We start from the raw sequence: 16,651 nt of genomic DNA, 5'->3' as shown, positions 1-16,651 counted from the left end.
GGGTTGATCTCCGGCCGCCGGAGGTGGCGGGGCATCGGGCGGCCCGCCTGGGCCTTCCGGACGCGGACCGCGTCCCTCGCCTCCGGAGCCGCCTGGTCCGCCAGGGCCACCCCGTCCGCCACGCCCACCGCCGCCGGCGCGCGGTTTCGGTTGATTTTCGGTTTCCGCCGTGGTGACGAAAATCTTGTCGCCCAGCACGATGGGCTGCGACCAAGCCACGCCCGGCAGGGTGATCTTCCAGGCGATGTTCTGATCCGCGCCCCATTTGTCCGGGAGCTTCGTCTCCGCGGTGAGGCCATTCGCATCCGGCCCGCGAAACTGCGGCCAATCGGCCTGAGCCGACGGCGTGAAAACTAAACAGCCAGCGGCAAAGGCCGCCACGGCGACTCGCATCAGCATGTCCTCTCGACAGGATTGATAAGACGCGCTCCGTCTCTGGCGATTCAACCCGCGGGCATTCCGGAAGTTCCGTTCAAGTTGCCGACGTGGAACGCATCGGGGAGAATGTATTGGTTCGAGTGGCGAATCACCCGGAATCGTTCGATGCAGTTCAACCTTCGCACGCTGATGTTGGCAACGGCCGCCGTAGCGGCCTGCGCGGCGGCGATTGCGCCTTTTTTCCGGCAACTGAGCGAGCTGACGCAGACACGGTTGGTAATCGTGCTCGGTTCGTTGGCAGTCACGAACTTGCTCGGCATTGCGGGGATCGTCGTGCTTGACACCAAGATGAGCCAGGTCGCGGGAAAATGTTTCGTTCAAGTCAAGTCGGGGCGTCGCGCGGCATGGACTATGTTTGCTGGATCGCTGTGCGTTGCGATGCTCCACGCTACGCTCGTCATCTGGCAAGTCAACTACAAGACGTCGAAGGGTTGCGGAATCTATGAAATCATCTACGACTGCTTTACTCCCCTTATATTGCTCACGTATTGGGTCCCAAACGCTGTGTTTATGTTTCGCGCGTCCTATCTGCGGTTCTGTGAGCACGGCCTGATTCATGGCGGGTTCACGCCGCGCAGCAAGATCAGCAACCCGCGTTGGGTGCGCGACAAGTTGCTGGTGACCTTACCCGGCCACTTCCAGCAGGAGTTCGCCGTCAGCCCTGCGGATCACGCGGCCGTGGATCTAGTGTTGGAGCGCTGGCGCGCTGCCGCCACAGATGACAAGCATCAGAACCATTTTGCACCTCGGCGCCTCGCAATGTTCGTCGCCGCGGTCCTCGCCGTGCCTTTGTTGTTCCTTATCGCCTGGTTCTTCGCCCCAGCGCCAACGAGGGCCGTACCGGTGTGGGCGCGTCCGCCCGTTGGAGCGACGCTTACCCCCGCCAACACTAGCCCGTAGCGCCAGCAGGGGCTGGTATGCGGAATTGATTCTCCCTGACTCTGCATGTCCCCGATGGAACTCATCACCAGCCTGCAAAACCCGCGTGTCAAACTGGCGGCGAAGCTGCACGATCGCCGCGCGCGCCGGCAACAAGGGCGGTTCTCGATCCATGGAGCCCGGGAACTGCGGCGCGCGCTAGAGGCCGGCGTGCGTCCCGAGGAAACGTTCATATGCCCGGCGCTCGCGGAGGGCCCGGAAGCCCAGACGGCGCTGCAGCTCCTGCGGCAATGCGGCGGTGCGCTGTATGAAGTAACGCCAGCGGTGTTCGAAAAGCTCAGCTACGGCGAGCGCGAGGACGGCATCGTCGCCGTCGTTGCGAGTTGGACGCCTTCGTTGGAGAAGTTGTCGTTGCCTGCTTCCCCTCTTATCGCGGTCTTGGAAGGCGTGGAAAAGCCGGGCAATGTCGGCGCGGTGCTGCGCAGCGCCGATGCGGCGGGCGTCTCCGCGCTGGTGATCGCTGATGGCGGGACCGATCTGTTCAATCCGAACACGATCCGCGCGAGCCTCGGGACCATCTTCTCGGTGCCCACCGCCACCGCCACCAGCGCCGAGACCCTCGCCTGGTTGCGGCGCAACAAGTTGCACATCTACGCCGCACGTGTGGACGGCGCTCAGGACTACACAACAGTCGCTTTTTCGCAGCCGTCGGCAATCGTCCTCGGCAGCGAAGCGGCCGGGCTGAGCGACGCCTGGCTGGCTGAGGACGTGATTCCCATCCGTCTCCCGATGCGCGGCCGCGCCGACAGCTTGAACGTCTCCGCCACGGCCGCGGTGCTCTTTTACGAAGCGCTCCGACAGAGAAACCTGTAGGAGGCGTCTAGCGCTTTGCCAATTCTAAGAATTAGGCTTGGGTGCCACTGGCGGCTTGTCCGCCAGTGCTGGAGTAGAGTCGACATTCAGCGTCCTCGCCGCACTGGCGGACAAGCCGCCAGTGGCACCCGCGCACCCGCAAATCAAGCGTTGACAATGCACTACGACTGCGGCGTCGGCGCCTTCGGCAACGGCTTGCCTTTGAGTTGGTAGACGTAAGCGAGAATCTCCGCAACGGCCGCGTAGAGCTTGTCGGGAATCGGGTGGTTGACCTCGACGTCCTTATAAAGCGCCTGCGCGAGTGGCTTCTTCTCGATGATCGGAATGCCGTGTTCCAGCGCGAGTTTACGAATGCGTTGTGCGAGGATGCCCGCCCCTTTCGCGACGACAACCGGCGCGAGCATCGTTTGATCGTCGTAACGCAGCGCCACGGCCAATTCGGTCGGGTTGGTGACGACTACGTCGGCCTTCGGCACCGTCTTGCTCAGTCGGTTCAACACGAGTTGCCGTTGCGCCGCGCGACGCCGGGAAAGGATCTGCGGATCGCCTTGCAGATTCTTCATTTCCTCGCGAACTTCCTGCGTGGTCATCATCAAGTCTTGTTCGTACTTCCAATACTGATAGGCGTAGTCGGCCACCGCCAGCATCAACAGCGCCGCGCCAATCTTCATCGACGTCCAGAACAGAATGTCGAACAGCAACGCGCCGATTTGCGGCAACGTTAGGAATGCCATCAAGAGCAAGTCTTCGTAGCGCCCCTGCAGGCTCCAGTACGCCACGGCCGCGACGATGATGATCTTGAAAATGCCGAACACCAACCGCACCACGCTGGCCATCGAGAACAACCGTCGAAACCCTTGGAGCGGATCAACGCGGCTAAAGTCGGGCATTAACTTGTCTGGCAGGAACAGAATTCCTCCCTGAAACAAACTGGTGACAATGCCGATCACCATGCCGGCCGCCAACAGCGGCAAGATCGCTCGGGCGAGCGGATTCAACTCGCCCATCCAGGTTTCATGCACGAAACCCGAGTCGGCGGTCAGCCACGCTGCGCCGCCGAATTGACGCTGCGCATAGTCGGCAAAGTAAGTGACCAGCCCGCCGCTCAGCGAGAACAATACCCAGAGCCCGCCGACCAGCAACACCGCGGACCCCAAATCCTGGCTGCGCGGAACCTGCCCCTCCTCGCGCGCCTGCTGGCGGCGATGCTGTGTAGCTTCCTGCGACTTATCACCGTCGGCGTCCATGAACCGTTTTCAGTGTTCAGTTTTCCGTGTTCCGTTTCATTCGCCCATTCCACGTAGCGCCTGGTACACCAACTCCATCACTTCCGGGAGTTCGTTTTCCACGAGCCAGGCTAAGGCGCTCATGCCGAGGGCCAAGAGGACGAACATCACTACGGCGTTGATGCCGAAGCCGAGGGCCATCAGGTTGAGCTGCGGCAATGTGCGGCCGACCAGGCCAAGCACGAGCGTCGCCAGTAAGAGCGCCGTCGTGGCCGGGGCCGCGGTGCGCACGCCCAGCGAAAAGCTCTGCATAATCAGTCGGACGACGGAGTCCACGACAGAATCAGTCACGGTCGCCGCGCCGGGCGGGAGCGACTGGAACGTATCGAGCAGTGCCGCGACGACTTGCTGATGCCCGCCGATCAGTAGAAACACCGCCAAGGCGAACATGTAGTAAAACTGCGAAACGATTGGCACGCTCATGTCGAAGCCGGGATTGAAGATATCGGCTGCCGAGATGCCGCCGGTCTGCGAGACGATCTGCCCGCCGATCTGCACGCCGGCGAACATCGTCATCACGCCGAGACCCAGCGTATAGCCGATCAGCAATTCGCCGCCGATCAGCAGCGACAGATCGATTAACGAACTAGGCGCCGTCACCAGCGCCGTCCATTGCGTCGGCAGGATTACCAGGCTCAAGGTGAAGGCCAGCAAGGCGCGAATCTGCGCCGGCACCTCGCGTGAACCAAACACCGGCGCTGCGAGCATCAACCCGCTCATCCGCGTCAACACCACGATAAACGCCAGAAACTGGTCGAGCGTAACGCCGAGTTGAGCGAAGGTGGGGGACACGGGGGAGGGGAGTAGGTGGAGTAGTAAGTAGGTGACGCGAGGCGCTTCTCACTTCAAGCTTCTCCGCAGCTCCCACTGAAAACTGAAAACTGAAAACTTCAAACTCTACCCCAGCCCGCCGGGAATTCCCTCGAACAGATTCCGCACATAATCCATCATCAGAGACATCATCCACGGCATCGCCAGCGTCATGGCGGCGATCATAGCCAGCAGCTTGGGGACGAACGCCACGGTTTGCTCTTGGATTTGCGTCAAGGCTTGCAGCAGCCCGATCATCAAGCCGACGAGCAGGCCGACCGCCAAAATCGGCGCGCTGACGAGCAGGCCGATCATCACGGCTTCGCGAGCGAGATCGGAAGCGGAGGAGGGGTCCATTTTAGTTTGAAGTGTTCAGTGTTCAGTTTTCAGTGACTGGGCGGATCGCATGTGGCCTTCGTCACGTGTACGGTTGAAAGCTTTCCAGCAACATCCCGACGATGAGGCGCCAGCCGTCGACCAGGACGAATAGCAGGAGCTTGAACGGCAGCGAGATCAACACCGGAGGCAGCATGAACATGCCCATCGAGATCATCACGCTGGAGACGACCATGTCGAGCACGAGGAACGGCAGGTAAATCTGGAAGCCGATCAGAAACGACGTTTTCAACTCGCTGAGCATGAACGCCGGCAGCAACGCGCGGAGCGGCACGTCGTCGTAGGTCTTGTACAGCATGTCGAGCGGCACGTCTTCCAGCTTCTCGTAGCCCTGCGGCAACACCGCGTCCGCGGGCGGCGGGATGTATTCCAGAAAGAGATAGATGTCGTCTGTGTTGCCCGTGCGCTCGATCTGCGCTTCCATGAATTCGCGAATCGGCCGCAGCCCGCGCTCTTCCGCTTCTTCGAGCGAGATTTCGTGATTCGTATACGGCGTGATCGCCTCGGTCCGCACGCGATCCCAGACCGGCATCATGATCAGAAAGGTCATGAACAGCGTCATCGCCGTGATCACCTGGCTGGGCGGCAATTGGCCGGTGCCAAGGGCCTGACGCAAGAGCCCCAGCACAACGACGATCCGTACGAACGACGTCGTCATCAGCAGCAGTGCCGGGGCGATGCTCAGCACCGTCAACAGTAGCATGACCTGCAACGTGCCGGAAACGCCTTCAGGGCTGGTCCAATTCTCCGGTCCGCCAAGTAATCCGCTGCCCGCGAGTCCGCCGATCGACTGCGGGCCGTTGGCCGTAATCGGTTGTTGCGCCATCACCGGAAACGTTAGCAAACCGAGCAACAATGCCGGCATCAACAACCAGCGCAGGGCGCCGCGCGGCATCTTTCGTTGCAGTACCAGCACGTGCTGGTGCGATGTCTCCGTATTCAACGCGGCGTCGTCGCCACGTTCCAGCGGGGAAACGCGTTCGAGCGCCGCGTCGCCGTCGGCAGCCGTATCGACGGTGGAGGCGTTTTGGCGATCAAGCACGCGATCGCTCCTTGCCAAGTTGTTGGAAGACGTCACGGAAAGCGGCCGTCGCGCTGGTGGGATTCTGCTGCGCGCAGATGCCGAGCAAGCGGTCCACTTCGAGCGGTTCGGTGATTTCGGTCAAGGTCTCTGCGCCGCCCGGCGTGATGTTCACCAGCAGCAACTTGTTGCCGCAGCGCACCAGGTGGGCGAATTGTTTACCGGCCAACTGCGTGCGACCCAGCACTTGCACGACGTCGCTCGGCAACATGCCGGCACTTTTCGGGAGACTGCGCTTCAGCAGCCAAGCCGCCGTGAGAAACAACCCGAGCACAAGGCTCAAGCTGGCCGCCACGGTCTTGAGATCCGGCATGCCGGATTGGAGCGCGTCGCCCGACGTCAACGCGTCGGCCGGGTTCGTCGCGCCGGCGTGCTGCCTACGCGAATCACTGAGCGGACGCAGGGCCCGCGGGCTATGCGCGGCGGCCTGCTCAACTTGCTCAAGCGCCGGAGACGCGGGTGCATCGTCAGCAGGCGCGTATCCAGTGCACGGCGAACTGGCCGCAAGAATAATCAAGAGCGCGACAAAGCGCGGCAGCATCCGTTCGGGTCGCATCATGCGCAACGGTCCACTGGAATCCATTCCGGGGCCCGCCAATTCTCTGGTCGGGCGGAGGATCATACCCCGACCGCTCAATGGCGTCGAGAGAAGCGACGCCCATGATCCGAAGGTATGTTTCCAACTTATGCAGTTCGCCTAGCTCAACGCTGTGAGCCAGACTGCACCCAGGATTCCCACTGGTAGGTGCGGTCCCAGATTTGGCCGTTCACGCGGATCATGCTGTAGTTGTTCCGATAGCTGCCGCGGATGTATTCCCCCTGCGGCCGCGTATAGACCGGCCCACGGTGGGCGGCGTACGTGCCGATCTGCACGGGGATGGCCGGATCGTGCGTGTAATACGAGCGGCGGAAGACCCAGCTATTCTGGGCCGGCTGCGGCGGGCAAGGATTCGACGGCCCGCAGGGCAAATCCGCTGCGAAGGCCGGAAAAGCGGCGCCCAGGAGCAATAACGAAGCGAAAAGTCCGCGGAGCAAGCGATTCACGGTGGCCGTCTCGAAGAGGAGAAAGGATTGCCTCCTCAAAAAGCACCCCGCATGCCAACGGCGTTTTAGCCCCGGTCGATGGGCTGTAAGCACCTTTCTCTCAGCGACTTAGGGCCGTCGCTCTGAGAATGCCGTCTGTCGAAATGTCGCGTCGACGCAACCGTTGCGTGGCGAGAATGCCACGCGTTGCCCGGGTTGAACATCAAGGTTGGACCGGGACCTGTTCTTTGTGGACGACGATCAATTCCTGCTTTTCCGGGTCAAATTCGTACCAGAACGTGTCGTCCTCCAACTCTGGCAGCGGAATGTCCTTGATCGCTTCCATTCCTTCCTCGCTCGTCCTGGGCTTGTAACCCTTGGTCGATTCGAAGAACTGCAAGGCCTGTTTCGCCTGGCCGAGGGCGACGGTTTCCCGAACGCCGAAGTAGTTCGTGAACAACACACGGGTGTAGCTCCAGGTGTAGTCGGCCCCTTTTTGCCCCGGGGCGTTGATGCCTAGCACTTGCTCGGCGGAGTCGCGAATAACGACCTCCTGCATGGCCGGCGGCGGCACGGCGGCCGGGCCGGGGGGCGGTGGCGGCGGGGCCGTGGACTTGACGATTGGCGCGACAGCCGACGGCGCGGTTGCCGGCGCGTCGCAACCAGCGAACGCCACGGATGAGGCGACCGTTAGCAGTGTGATCAAGCGCATAACGTGCTCTCCACTTTTGATCCGCTTTGAATCCGCCACGAGAGAATTGCCGCACTAACTCACGTCCGGCAATGTCCAGCTCCAGGAGGCCATTGGACCGAGAAGCTCGCGATTGGTCAAATTGAAATCGAGTGGCGTCAGTGTCACGTGCCCCTTGCGCAAGGCAATCAGGTCGGTTTCCGGGCCGCTCAGGTCGCTCGGCGGATCGCCGGCCATCCAGTAATAGTTCCGGCCGCGCGGGTCTTTGCGGCGTTCATAGCGCTCGCCGTATTGCGCAACCCCCATCGGCACGACTCGCAGCTCGGCGCCGCCATCCAGCGCCGCGGTGGGAATATTGATGTTGTAAAGATGCGAGGCCGTCCCCTGGTGCGAGCGAATCTGCTCGATGATCGACCGGGCCAGTTTGGCCGCTTTGTCGAACTGGGCGTGCTCGTCGTATTCCAGCGAAACCGCCACGCTGGTGATGCCGAAAAACGCCCCTTCAATGGCCGCCGCCACGGTGCCGGAATAGAGGACGTTGATCCCCGCGTTTAGCCCGCCGTTGATGCCGCTGACGACGATATCCGGCCGGCGCGGGCAGAACTCGAAGATGCCGATCTTCACCGAATCGGCCGGGCTCCCCTCCACTGCCCAGCCTCGCCGACGGTCGCCGTCGAAAACTTCCTTGACAATCAGCGGCTGCAAAAACGTGATGGAATGCCCGACGCCGCTTTGTTCGGTGGCCGGGGCGCAGAGGATCACGTCCCCCATCTGGCTCAATTCGCGCTCTAAAGCCGCGATGCCCGGGGCATAGATGCCGTCGTCGTTGGTGAGGAGGATAAGCACGTTCACGGTTCTCGGATCGAAACGAAGTTCGCTGCCGGCGGCGGCGAAGTATCCGGCATGATACCGGGTCGATCCCGAGAGCTTCAACGAGGTGCACCACCAGGGATGGCCGGTAAGAGACGTCAATTGATCGTGATGCACGTTTCCAAGGTGACGGGCAAACTAGCCTGGCCGCGCACCACGATAACGGGCACCGGTTGCCGATCGGCGTAATAGAGCGATTCCCAGCCATCGGGGCGCGGATCGATCTGGCCTGTAACCAGTTCAAGTGTCGTGCCCGCCGGTAGCGCGCCGATTTCAATCACGACGTCGCCGCTATACTGCGCGAGGCGAAACGTGTTGCCGGTCTGGCGCCATTCGCCGGGGCAAAGTCGCCAGCGCAATGCGATGTGATGTTCCCCATTTCCGGAGAGTTCGTCGCGCACTTCGTACTGATCGCCCTGACGGTGAATGCTCCTTCGGTTTGTGACCGGCGGCTTGAGTCGTCGGTAGCCGTGGTGTTCGGCCACGAAGCGTACTTCGTCACCGGGAAGTTGTTCGTACCGAAGCACTTTCGCCTCAGTCCAGCGTAGCCAAAGAAAACGCGGGCCGCGGATCATTTGATCCTGGCCGTCGATCTCGATTGTGTTATGCGCCGCGGTCGACTCGAAGTAGTGCTTCCACGGCGGTGCGCCGTTGTAGTGGTAACTGCCGCCGTCGCGGAGAATGTTTTCGCCGTCGGACCAGAGATCGAAGTGCAGCATGTCCGCCTGGTGCGGACGATCGACGTATTGATGCGCGCGGATCAGGCACCAACTGCGCGGTCCGGCGAGTGTGTAGTAGCCGCCGGTCGTCGCGGCGAAATGCGGCGTGCGCCGCTTTGCGTTGACCGGCGCGCCCGCCGCCGCGGGACCGAACAGCCAGAGCATCTTTTCATCCCATGGTCCCGGCGAGAACGCGCGCTTGCCGTGCAACAGAAAATGCGCCGCCTGCGCGACGGGGCGGAAATCCAAGTAATCGCAACAACTGAGCGGCAACACCTGCGCGCCGTCGTTGGGACCGTAATTCGGCACGCGCCCGGTGCTCGGGTCGATCATTTCCAGCAGCCAATCCGTGGCGCGCGCCACCGGCTCTGCGATCTGTTCCAGCGGCTCGTCGTGTAGTTGCCCGATCCGCATGGCCCACAGGCAATCGTCGAGCATCACGCGGTGGTAGTTCAAGCTGTGCTGAACGTACGAACCGTCGTCGTAGACCTGCCGCTGCATTTCGGCAAGCATCACCTGGCATCCCTGCTCGCGCCATTTGTCCGCTGCGCGCAACTCAGGGAACATGTGCCCCAGCGTCCAAAGCGCCGCCGCTTCGCTGAGCGCATGGTTGTTTTTCTGACTCCGGGCGTAGTCGATATTGAACGACACCTGTCGCCCGGTGTACCACGCCAGTTCGGTGAGGCGATGCAACTGCGGCGCCGACGTGGCCGGACTGTCCAACATGGCGCAGGCCGCGAACAACCAGGCCATCAAGCGAAACGACGCCTCTTGGCTGCAACTCCAATTGACCGACAGGCCGTAGGGATTCTGCTCGTCCCAGGCGTCGAAGTGCAGCCAAAACAACTCCGCGGCCGGAGAGTCCGGCTGGGCCACATGTTCGCGCGCCAGCGCGTACGCGACGGAGAATCGCGAAGCTTCCCAGACGCACTTGATGTCCTGCCGGCGCGGATCGAGTTGATCAATCGCGGACGCCGGCACGCCTGACGGCCATTCGACATCGTGAATCGGATCGTAGTGAAATCGCGCCGGCCAACCGAGCCGATGATAGCGATGGCCGAAGTATTGGATCTCCCCTTCCGCGAGGCGTTCCACTTGATGGGTGACTTGCTTTTTCCAGAGCGACGCGTCGATCGTGGAATTCAGTATTGCCCGCATCGTTGCGGCGCGATCGGGATCAATGAAGAATCGCCGCGCCCGTTGCCGCCAATGTTGCGGTGCATCTTCGGCGCGATAACCGTCGACGAACTGCCGTCGACGCACTTCCAGGGGCGCCTCCCCGGGCGGCAATGCGCGCCGTTCCATGCCCAACTTGCGCTGCGCCAAGAACCAGGCGCGGCGCGAAAGATTGTCCCACCCCACACCCCGGGCCGTCCAATACCAGCGCAGGAATGGGTTCATGGAACGAGTTGCCGAGGTCTGAAGCAGCCGGGACCGACCGATAAAGGAAAGCGGTGCATGCCAGGGATATCGACCAATCAAGTGCGCGAAATTTGTGGCGGACGAAAAATCACAGCCCCAACGGGGCGACAGATAATAGCCAGGGGTGATAACCCCTGGAATCTTATTCGATACGAAATTTGAGCCCCAAAGGGGCGACACATTGCGTCATCCATTGATGTGCCACCCCCTTGGGGTTCGTATAGCTAAACTGTTCCCCTGTCCAGCCCCTTCGGGGCTATTTGTGTTCCCGCTTTGGGGAATGACGGAGCGCGGATGCGCGCTGGTGAACTCACCATCCGGTAGCGCACAACAATAGACCTGCGAAAAACAATCCTACCACGCGCTACATATGTTCGGCGGCCAGCCAGCCGGTGCTGAAGGCGGCCTGGAAGTTATAGCCGCCGATCGGCCCGTCCAGGTCGAGCACCTCGCCCGCCAGGTACAAGCCCGGCACCCGCTTACTCTCCATGCTACGCGAGTCGACCTCGCTGAGTGCGACGCCGCCAGCGGTGACTTCCGCTTTCCCGAACCCGCGCGTGCCGGTTACGCCGATCTGGCACCGTTTATGCCACTGCACCCAGGTTGCACGGTGGGCCTTGCTCAGTTCCGCGGCCTTGGTGTTCGGGTCGACGCCAGCCAACCGCAGCAACTGCTCCGTCAGGCGTTTCGGCAGATCCCCCAGCGCGATACCCCCAACTTGCCGCTTGCCCGACGCGCGCAGCTCTTGTTCCAGCAGTTCGGCGACGGCCGGCTCCTTGAGCGCCGGCAAAAAGTCGCATTCCAAGTGCAGCTTGTTCGGCTGTGCATGGCCGCTGATCGCCCGGCTGACATCCAGCGCCACCGGCCCCGAGAGGCCGAAATGCGTGAACAGAAGCGACCCTCGCCGCTCCGCCAACACGGTCGGTTTGCCGCCGTTCGTCGATGGATCGATCACTTTAAGATACGTGTCCGGAATCGTGACGCCGGAAAGTTCCTTCACCCAAGGGGCGTCCACTGTGATCGGCGTGAGCGACGGTCGCGGCGGGATAATCGTGTGCCCCAGTTCCGCCAGCCACGCGTAAGCGTCGCCGGTCGTACCCGAACCTGGGTACGACTTCCCGCCAGTGGTGACCAGCAACTTTTCGGCCTCGACGACACGGCGATTTGTCTCGATCAGAAAATGTCCCTCGCCTCGCGCGATCGTGACGACCGGCTCTTCAGTGAACAACGCCGCGCCGCTCCGCTGCAATCGCGCCAGGAGCGCGTCCAACACATCCGACGCGCGATCGCTGACCGGAAACACTTTTCCGCCGGGCTCCACTTTGAGTGGCACGTCTTCCGCCTCGAACAGCGCGCGTAGTTCGTGCGGCCCTAGCGCGGCGAGCGCCGAGTGCAAAAACCTTCCCGGCGCGCCATAAGCGGCGACAATCCCGCGCACATCTGTATCGTGCGTCACATTGCAGCGCGTCCCGCCGGACATCAATATCTTCACGCCCGGCCGGCGATTCTTCTCGAACAGCCACACGCGCCGTCCACGTTCGCCCGCGCGCGCCGCGGCCAACAACCCCGCCGCCCCGGCGCCAATGATGGCCACTTCGCAGTCCATGTGGATCGAAGACTAACCTGTTTGAACCGCGGAGGCGCTGAGACGCGGAGAGGGAGAGGATTTTAACCGCGAAATACGCGAAATGACGCGAAAGGGGGAGAGGGGCAGAATTGCGTTCAGCGAGAGGCCGTGAATTGGTTTTTTTCGCGCTATATCGCGTGTTTCGCGGTGTATTCCTCTGCGTCTCTGCGGTTCAAGCGGATTGTGCTTGTTTCGACTCCTGGAGAGCGTCGCGGAGGCGGTTGAGGAATTCGTCGCAGACCGCTTCGTCGTGCGCGAGTGAAATGTAGAGCTTCGTCCCGAGCGGATTGAGGAACACGCCGCGGGCGAAGAGTGCGAGCATCAGTGCGCGGCCCGACGTGGAATCGCCGCGCCAGATGTCGCGCGAACTGGCGAGTGGGCCGGTGGCAAAGGCGATTTGCGCCAGCGGCCCGTCGCCGATGACTTGCGCCGGAACGTTTAGCTCGCGCAACACGTTGGTGATGCCATCTCGGAGGTACGCGCCAAGCGCGTGCAGTCGCGGATAGACGTTCGCGCCGCGGAGGATTTCCAGCGTAGCTAATGCCGCCGCGGATGAAATCGGGTTGCCGCCCAGCGTCGAGGCCGTCCAGACGTACTTGTCGCGATTGAGACGACTTTCGGCCACCAGTTCCATGATGTCGAGCCGGCCGCCAAAGGCGCCGATCGAATAGCCGCCCCCGACCGCCTTGCCGTAGGCGACGAGATCGGGCACGACGCCGTAGTATTCCTGTGCGCCGGCGTACGCCATCCGGAAGCCCGTCACAACTTCGTCGAAGATCAGCAGCACGCCATGCTCGTCGCAGAGCTTTCGCAGACCCGCCAAGAAGCCGGTCTGCGGCGGCAGGCAACGGTGCAACGGTTCCACGATCACGGCCGCCAATTCCTTGGCATTCTCGGCGAGAATGCGCCCGGTGGTGGCAAGGTCGTTAAACGGCGCCACGAGCACGTGCGGCTCGACGAGCGCGGCAATGCCGTCGCCCAACGGTTCCGGTTGCGGCCAATCTTTCAGCTTCGCGCCGAAGAGGCTCGTCACGCCGATCTCGTTCGCGCCATGGTAGGCCCCTTCGAACTTGAGAATCTTCATCCGCCCGCTGGCCGCGCGCGCCAGACGCTGGCAGTACATCGTCGCCTCGGTGCCCGAAGCGCAAAATCGCACGCGATCGCAGGCCGGGCTGAGCCGTACCAACTCCTCGGCCAAACGCAGCGAGTTTTCCGTCACATAGGCGAAGTTGCTTCCCAGCGGCGCTTGCCGCACCACCGCGGCCGTGATTCGCGGATCGGCATGGCCGACCAACACGGAGCCCCAGCCCAACGAGAAATCGAGGAACTCACGTCCCTCGGTGTCCCACAGTCGGCAACCCGCGCCGTGCGCGATGACGATGCTCAACTCGCGCGGGAGATTGAATTCGCCATTCGATCCGGCGGGAAAGACGCTCCAGGATCGCGCGGAGGCGCTCGCTTCGAGCGGAGTGATATCGCGACCAGTCGCCAGACTCGACATGCGGTTTACCCCAGGATGCGTACGGAACACCAACCATCGCGTCGCCGCCGCCGTTTGACGTGATCAGGGCAGAATAACACGCACATCGTGCCCCGCGAAAGTGGCACAAGTCGTAGCGCCTTCGTTACTTCAGGCGGAAAATTGGCCGCTGGGCACGCCCTCAGGGATTCAGCCTAATAGGAGATGATTGGTCCCTGAATGACACTTTTCGACTCAGCTTCGGAGCCCGCCCAGATGTCGACCGCTGCCACGCTCAATACCGCCAAATCCGAGGCTTTCGCCCAGTCGCTGGTCGAGGTCATGAACCATTCCGGGTTGGCGCTGATGCTCTCGCTGGGGCATCGCACCGGGCTGTTTGACGTCTTGGCGCGGCTGGAGCGAGCAAGCTGTCCGGCGATCGCTGAGGCGGCCGAATTGAGCGAGCGGTATGTTCGCGAGTGGCTGGGGGCGATGGTCACCGGCGGCGTGGTGGAGTTCTCCGCCGAGGACCAAACGTATCACTTGCCGGCGGAGCACGCGGCGTGGCTGACTCGCGCGGCGGTTCCGAACAATATGGCGGCGAGCATGCAGTGGTTCGCCGTGCTGGGGGGCGTCGAGGATCTGGTGTGCGACGCCTTTCGCCATGGTCGCGGCGTGCCGTATTCGGCCTACAATCGCTTTCACGAAGTCATGGCCGAGGAAAGCGCGCAGACCGTCGTGGCGGGGTTACGGGATCATATCCTGCCGTTGGCTAACGGACTGATGGAACAGCTCGAAACCGGCATCGAAGTCATGGACGTCGGCTGCGGCGTCGGCCGGGCAATGAATTATCTCGCCTCCCATTTTCCCAACAGCCGCTTCCTGGGCCGCGATTTTTCGCCAGAAGCCATCGAACAAGCGCGCCGCCAGGCCAGTGCCATGGGCGTAACGAACGTGCAATTCGAAGCCGTCGACGCGGCGGAGATGAACGACAGCGCGCGGTTCGACCTGATCACTGCCTTCGATGCCATCCACGATCAGGTGCGCCCGCAACGCGTGCTGGATCACATTCATCGCGCGCTCAAACCGTCCGGCGTGCTCCTGATGCAAGACATCGCTGGGTCCGGACATGCCCATACCGACGGCCGCTATCCGCTGGCGACCTTGGGCTATGCCATCTCCTGCATGCACTGCATGTCCGTCTCGCTGGCAGGCGGCGGCCCCGGCCTGGGCGCCATGTGGGGCAAGCAAAAGGCCCTGGAGATGCTCGGCAAAGCTGGCTTCGCGAATGTCCGCGTTGAGTCGCTCGGACACGACATGCTGAACTACTACTACGTCTGCACGCCGTAAGGAGGAATGTCGAATGTCGAAATCCGAATGTCGAAAGAAATCCGAATGCTTAAATGACGAATGGTGAGCGGATGCCGCATTCAGTCATTCGACATTCGGATTTAATTCGACATTCGAGCTTCGACTTTGGGATTTCACTCCTTAACCTTTCAGCCTCAGATAGCACTTCTGCACCTCGCCAACGCAGCTTCGGCCGTCGACCGCCGCGGTGAGGCAATGGGCTTCGGCGGTCTGGGCGCGGGCGACGATGGCCTTTGTCCGCGCGACGCCTCCTTCCGCCAAGTCCGCTTCGATATCGTCGAGCGAGAACCCGAAACAGCCGCACAGCGGCGCGGAAGGGTGCTTGGGGTAGATGGGCCGCTCGATCTCGTCGACCGTCACGACGCGGTCGAACTGGTCGAAGTAGACCACCTCACAACGGGGGTAAGGGCAGAAGCTTGCCCTGTCCGGAAGGGTCCTTCTGGCCGCCGGAGAGAGCCAAGCTTCTAGCGTTTCGCTGCCGACGCAGGTCCCGGCCGAGCCGCAGCGGGGACAATGCGCTGACGCCGTATCGTCAGTTTCGCGGACGAACGCTTTGTTCATCCCTCGATCATAAGTCCTACCGGGGGCACGAGTAAACCATTGCGGCGGATTCCCGCAGCGCGACGCGTTAAGCCCAGGGAAGGCCCTTGGAGACTTTTCCCATGATGAAGTCTTGGGCGGCCTTCCCTGGGCTTGGGGAAGACGTTCGCCAGGTAAGAAAAAAGCGATCAAAATCAGGACAATCGCTTTTTCCTTTTCGACCTGCGTAATTGACAGTAGGCTAACTATGAGGCAAGTTGCTGGTGCAGCGAGGGGGACCATCAGAACGCGTGTCAAACGGGCGGGTGGCCCGTGGCGGGCGGGTTCCTCTGCTCTCGCGATTGTTGGGCGGAACTCTCTCGGGCGGCGTATGTGGGCCACGCCATCCGGTTCGAGCCGCGGACGTTTACACACCTAGATATTCCTCGACGGCCGAATCCCTAGAAGGATTGCACCCACGATGAAGCTCGGAGGCACGAGGCGAGGCTTCGGCGCGGTTCCGCGCGCGCGACGCCGGCGAATTCGATTCGAGTCGCTGGAAGTCCGGGCGATGATGGACGCGGATGCGCCCTTCGTCAGCGGACTCTTCCTTGCTGGCGATCCGCATGAAGTGATGACCGGCGATCGCCTGGTGAATTCACCAGGGCAGTTGACGCTGGCGTTTTCAGAAGCCATGTCGGAAGTCGATGGAGCAACGGGCGCGGGCAGCGTGCTGAATCCCGCTAACTATCGACTGACGCTCTTCGGCGCGGACTACAGCGCGACCATCTCGGAAGTCGCGTATGGCTTCAATGCCATCACCAACCACCACGAGGCGACGCTGCACTTCGCCGCGCCGCTTCCCAGCGGCGTCTATGCATTGAGCAGTCTCGAGACATTGCAAGATGTGCCCGGGAACGGCCTCGACGGCGATTTGGACGGCATCGCTGGCGGCGACCACACGATCAACTTCGAAATCGCGCGGATTGTGACGGACGGCGGCGAGACCCAAGTCAACACCACGACCAGCGGCGACCAGACCTTCACCATCGGCGCGCCGGGTACGATCGCCTCGGACGACGCGGGCAATTACGTCATCACCTGGGCCGGTCATGCTCAAGACGGCGACGGTTGGGGCATTTTCGCGCTGCGATTCACCGCTGGCGGCGAACAGGTTGGCGATGAGT

General features: G+C 62.1%; 17 protein-coding genes. 4 read left to right on the top strand and 13 right to left on the bottom strand.

Going from position 1 to position 16,651, the window contains the following annotated elements:
• Nucleotides 1-393, bottom strand: a 393-nt coding sequence (locus SGJ19_22175) for a hypothetical protein (protein MDZ4782963.1), incomplete at its 3' end; no start/stop codon positions are given.
• 150 nt (nucleotides 394-543) lie between these two features.
• Between SGJ19_22175 and SGJ19_22170 the strand changes: the two genes are divergently transcribed.
• Nucleotides 544-1,338, top strand: a complete 795-nt coding sequence (locus SGJ19_22170) for a hypothetical protein (GenBank protein ID MDZ4782962.1) — start codon at nucleotides 544-546, stop codon at nucleotides 1,336-1,338.
• Nucleotides 1,339-1,383: 45 nt separating this feature from the next.
• Nucleotides 1,384-2,190, top strand: coding sequence for an RNA methyltransferase (locus tag SGJ19_22165; GenBank protein ID MDZ4782961.1), 807 nt, complete (start codon nucleotides 1,384-1,386; stop codon nucleotides 2,188-2,190).
• A gap of 161 nt (nucleotides 2,191-2,351) precedes the next feature.
• Here SGJ19_22165 and flhB read toward each other — a convergent pair whose 3' ends face one another.
• From flhB to SGJ19_22110, 11 genes are all read right to left on the bottom strand, one after another.
• Entirely contained in the window at nucleotides 2,352-3,437 is a 1,086-nt protein-coding gene (gene flhB / locus SGJ19_22160) for a flagellar biosynthesis protein FlhB (protein MDZ4782960.1), read from the bottom strand.
• Nucleotides 3,438-3,473: 36 nt separating this feature from the next.
• Nucleotides 3,474-4,268: a flagellar biosynthetic protein FliR gene (locus tag SGJ19_22155; GenBank protein MDZ4782959.1), complete on the bottom strand. Its 795-nt coding sequence runs from the start codon at nucleotides 4,266-4,268 to the stop codon at nucleotides 3,474-3,476.
• 105 nt (nucleotides 4,269-4,373) lie between these two features.
• Complete coding sequence (gene fliQ, locus SGJ19_22150) at nucleotides 4,374-4,643, bottom strand: flagellar biosynthesis protein FliQ (GenBank protein MDZ4782958.1); 270 nt, start codon at nucleotides 4,641-4,643, stop codon at nucleotides 4,374-4,376.
• A 61-nt stretch (nucleotides 4,644-4,704) separates the two neighbouring features.
• A complete protein-coding gene (gene fliP / locus SGJ19_22145) occupies nucleotides 4,705-5,724 on the bottom strand; it encodes a flagellar type III secretion system pore protein FliP (GenBank protein MDZ4782957.1) in 1,020 nt (339 codons plus the stop codon).
• Nucleotides 5,717-6,322: a flagellar biosynthetic protein FliO gene (locus SGJ19_22140; protein MDZ4782956.1), complete on the bottom strand. Its 606-nt coding sequence runs from the start codon at nucleotides 6,320-6,322 to the stop codon at nucleotides 5,717-5,719. The genes fliP and SGJ19_22140 overlap by 8 nt, the downstream gene beginning before the upstream one ends.
• Before the next feature lie 143 nt (nucleotides 6,323-6,465).
• Nucleotides 6,466-6,807, bottom strand: coding sequence for a hypothetical protein (locus SGJ19_22135; protein MDZ4782955.1), 342 nt, complete (start codon nucleotides 6,805-6,807; stop codon nucleotides 6,466-6,468).
• A 202-nt stretch (nucleotides 6,808-7,009) separates the two neighbouring features.
• Nucleotides 7,010-7,498 carry a hypothetical protein gene (locus SGJ19_22130; protein MDZ4782954.1) on the bottom strand — a complete coding sequence of 163 codons (489 nt, stop codon included), beginning with the start codon at nucleotides 7,496-7,498 and terminating at the stop codon, nucleotides 7,010-7,012.
• Between the two features lie 54 nt (nucleotides 7,499-7,552).
• A complete protein-coding gene (gene surE / locus SGJ19_22125; GenBank protein ID MDZ4782953.1) occupies nucleotides 7,553-8,323 on the bottom strand; it encodes a 5'/3'-nucleotidase SurE in 771 nt (256 codons plus the stop codon).
• Nucleotides 8,324-8,445: 122 nt separating this feature from the next.
• Nucleotides 8,446-10,467: an alginate lyase family protein gene (locus SGJ19_22120; GenBank protein MDZ4782952.1), complete on the bottom strand. Its 2,022-nt coding sequence runs from the start codon at nucleotides 10,465-10,467 to the stop codon at nucleotides 8,446-8,448.
• Nucleotides 10,468-10,852: 385 nt separating this feature from the next.
• Nucleotides 10,853-12,094, bottom strand: a complete 1,242-nt coding sequence (locus SGJ19_22115) for an NAD(P)/FAD-dependent oxidoreductase (protein MDZ4782951.1) — start codon at nucleotides 12,092-12,094, stop codon at nucleotides 10,853-10,855.
• A 193-nt stretch (nucleotides 12,095-12,287) separates the two neighbouring features.
• Complete coding sequence (locus SGJ19_22110; GenBank protein MDZ4782950.1) at nucleotides 12,288-13,616, bottom strand: aspartate aminotransferase family protein; 1,329 nt, start codon at nucleotides 13,614-13,616, stop codon at nucleotides 12,288-12,290.
• A gap of 234 nt (nucleotides 13,617-13,850) precedes the next feature.
• On the opposite strand from SGJ19_22110, the gene SGJ19_22105 reads away from it, so the two are divergent.
• Complete coding sequence (locus SGJ19_22105) at nucleotides 13,851-14,924, top strand: class I SAM-dependent methyltransferase (protein MDZ4782949.1); 1,074 nt, start codon at nucleotides 13,851-13,853, stop codon at nucleotides 14,922-14,924.
• A gap of 141 nt (nucleotides 14,925-15,065) precedes the next feature.
• On the opposite strand, the gene SGJ19_22100 is transcribed toward SGJ19_22105, so the two are convergent.
• Nucleotides 15,066-15,506 (bottom strand): hypothetical protein, encoded by a 441-nt coding sequence (locus tag SGJ19_22100; GenBank protein ID MDZ4782948.1) that lies wholly within the window; start codon nucleotides 15,504-15,506, stop codon nucleotides 15,066-15,068.
• Nucleotides 15,507-16,035: 529 nt separating this feature from the next.
• On the opposite strand from SGJ19_22100, the gene SGJ19_22095 reads away from it, so the two are divergent.
• On the top strand, nucleotides 16,036-16,651 hold a 616-nt coding region (locus SGJ19_22095), incomplete at its 3' end, for a hypothetical protein (GenBank protein MDZ4782947.1).

The organism is Planctomycetia bacterium, from assembly GCA_034440135.1.
In the GTDB taxonomy this organism is placed as follows: Bacteria; Planctomycetota; Planctomycetia; order Pirellulales; family JALHLM01; genus JALHLM01.
Note: the sequence above shows the minus strand (reverse complement) of the source record. Positions and strands in the feature narration are given on the sequence as shown.

What these genes read in the sequence shown, in the direction of transcription:
- SGJ19_22170 (MDZ4782962.1), top strand. Translation starts at nt 544, where the DNA reads ATGCAGTTCAACCTTCGCACGCTGATGTTGGCAACGGCCGCCGTAGCG.
- SGJ19_22165 (MDZ4782961.1), top strand. Translation starts at nt 1,384, where the DNA reads ATGTCCCCGATGGAACTCATCACCAGCCTGCAAAACCCGCGTGTCAAA.
- flhB (MDZ4782960.1), bottom strand. Translation starts at nt 3,437, where the DNA reads ATGGACGCCGACGGTGATAAGTCGCAGGAAGCTACACAGCATCGCCGC.
- fliQ (MDZ4782958.1), bottom strand. Translation starts at nt 4,643, where the DNA reads ATGGACCCCTCCTCCGCTTCCGATCTCGCTCGCGAAGCCGTGATGATC.
- SGJ19_22140 (MDZ4782956.1), bottom strand. Translation starts at nt 6,322, where the DNA reads ATGATGCGACCCGAACGGATGCTGCCGCGCTTTGTCGCGCTCTTGATT.
- SGJ19_22130 (MDZ4782954.1), bottom strand. Translation starts at nt 7,498, where the DNA reads ATGCGCTTGATCACACTGCTAACGGTCGCCTCATCCGTGGCGTTCGCT.
- SGJ19_22120 (MDZ4782952.1), bottom strand. Translation starts at nt 10,467, where the DNA reads ATGAACCCATTCCTGCGCTGGTATTGGACGGCCCGGGGTGTGGGGTGG.
- SGJ19_22115 (MDZ4782951.1), bottom strand. Translation starts at nt 12,094, where the DNA reads ATGGACTGCGAAGTGGCCATCATTGGCGCCGGGGCGGCGGGGTTGTTG.
- SGJ19_22110 (MDZ4782950.1), bottom strand. Translation starts at nt 13,616, where the DNA reads ATGTCGAGTCTGGCGACTGGTCGCGATATCACTCCGCTCGAAGCGAGC.
- SGJ19_22105 (MDZ4782949.1), top strand. Translation starts at nt 13,851, where the DNA reads ATGTCGACCGCTGCCACGCTCAATACCGCCAAATCCGAGGCTTTCGCC.
- SGJ19_22100 (MDZ4782948.1), bottom strand. Translation starts at nt 15,506, where the DNA reads ATGAACAAAGCGTTCGTCCGCGAAACTGACGATACGGCGTCAGCGCAT.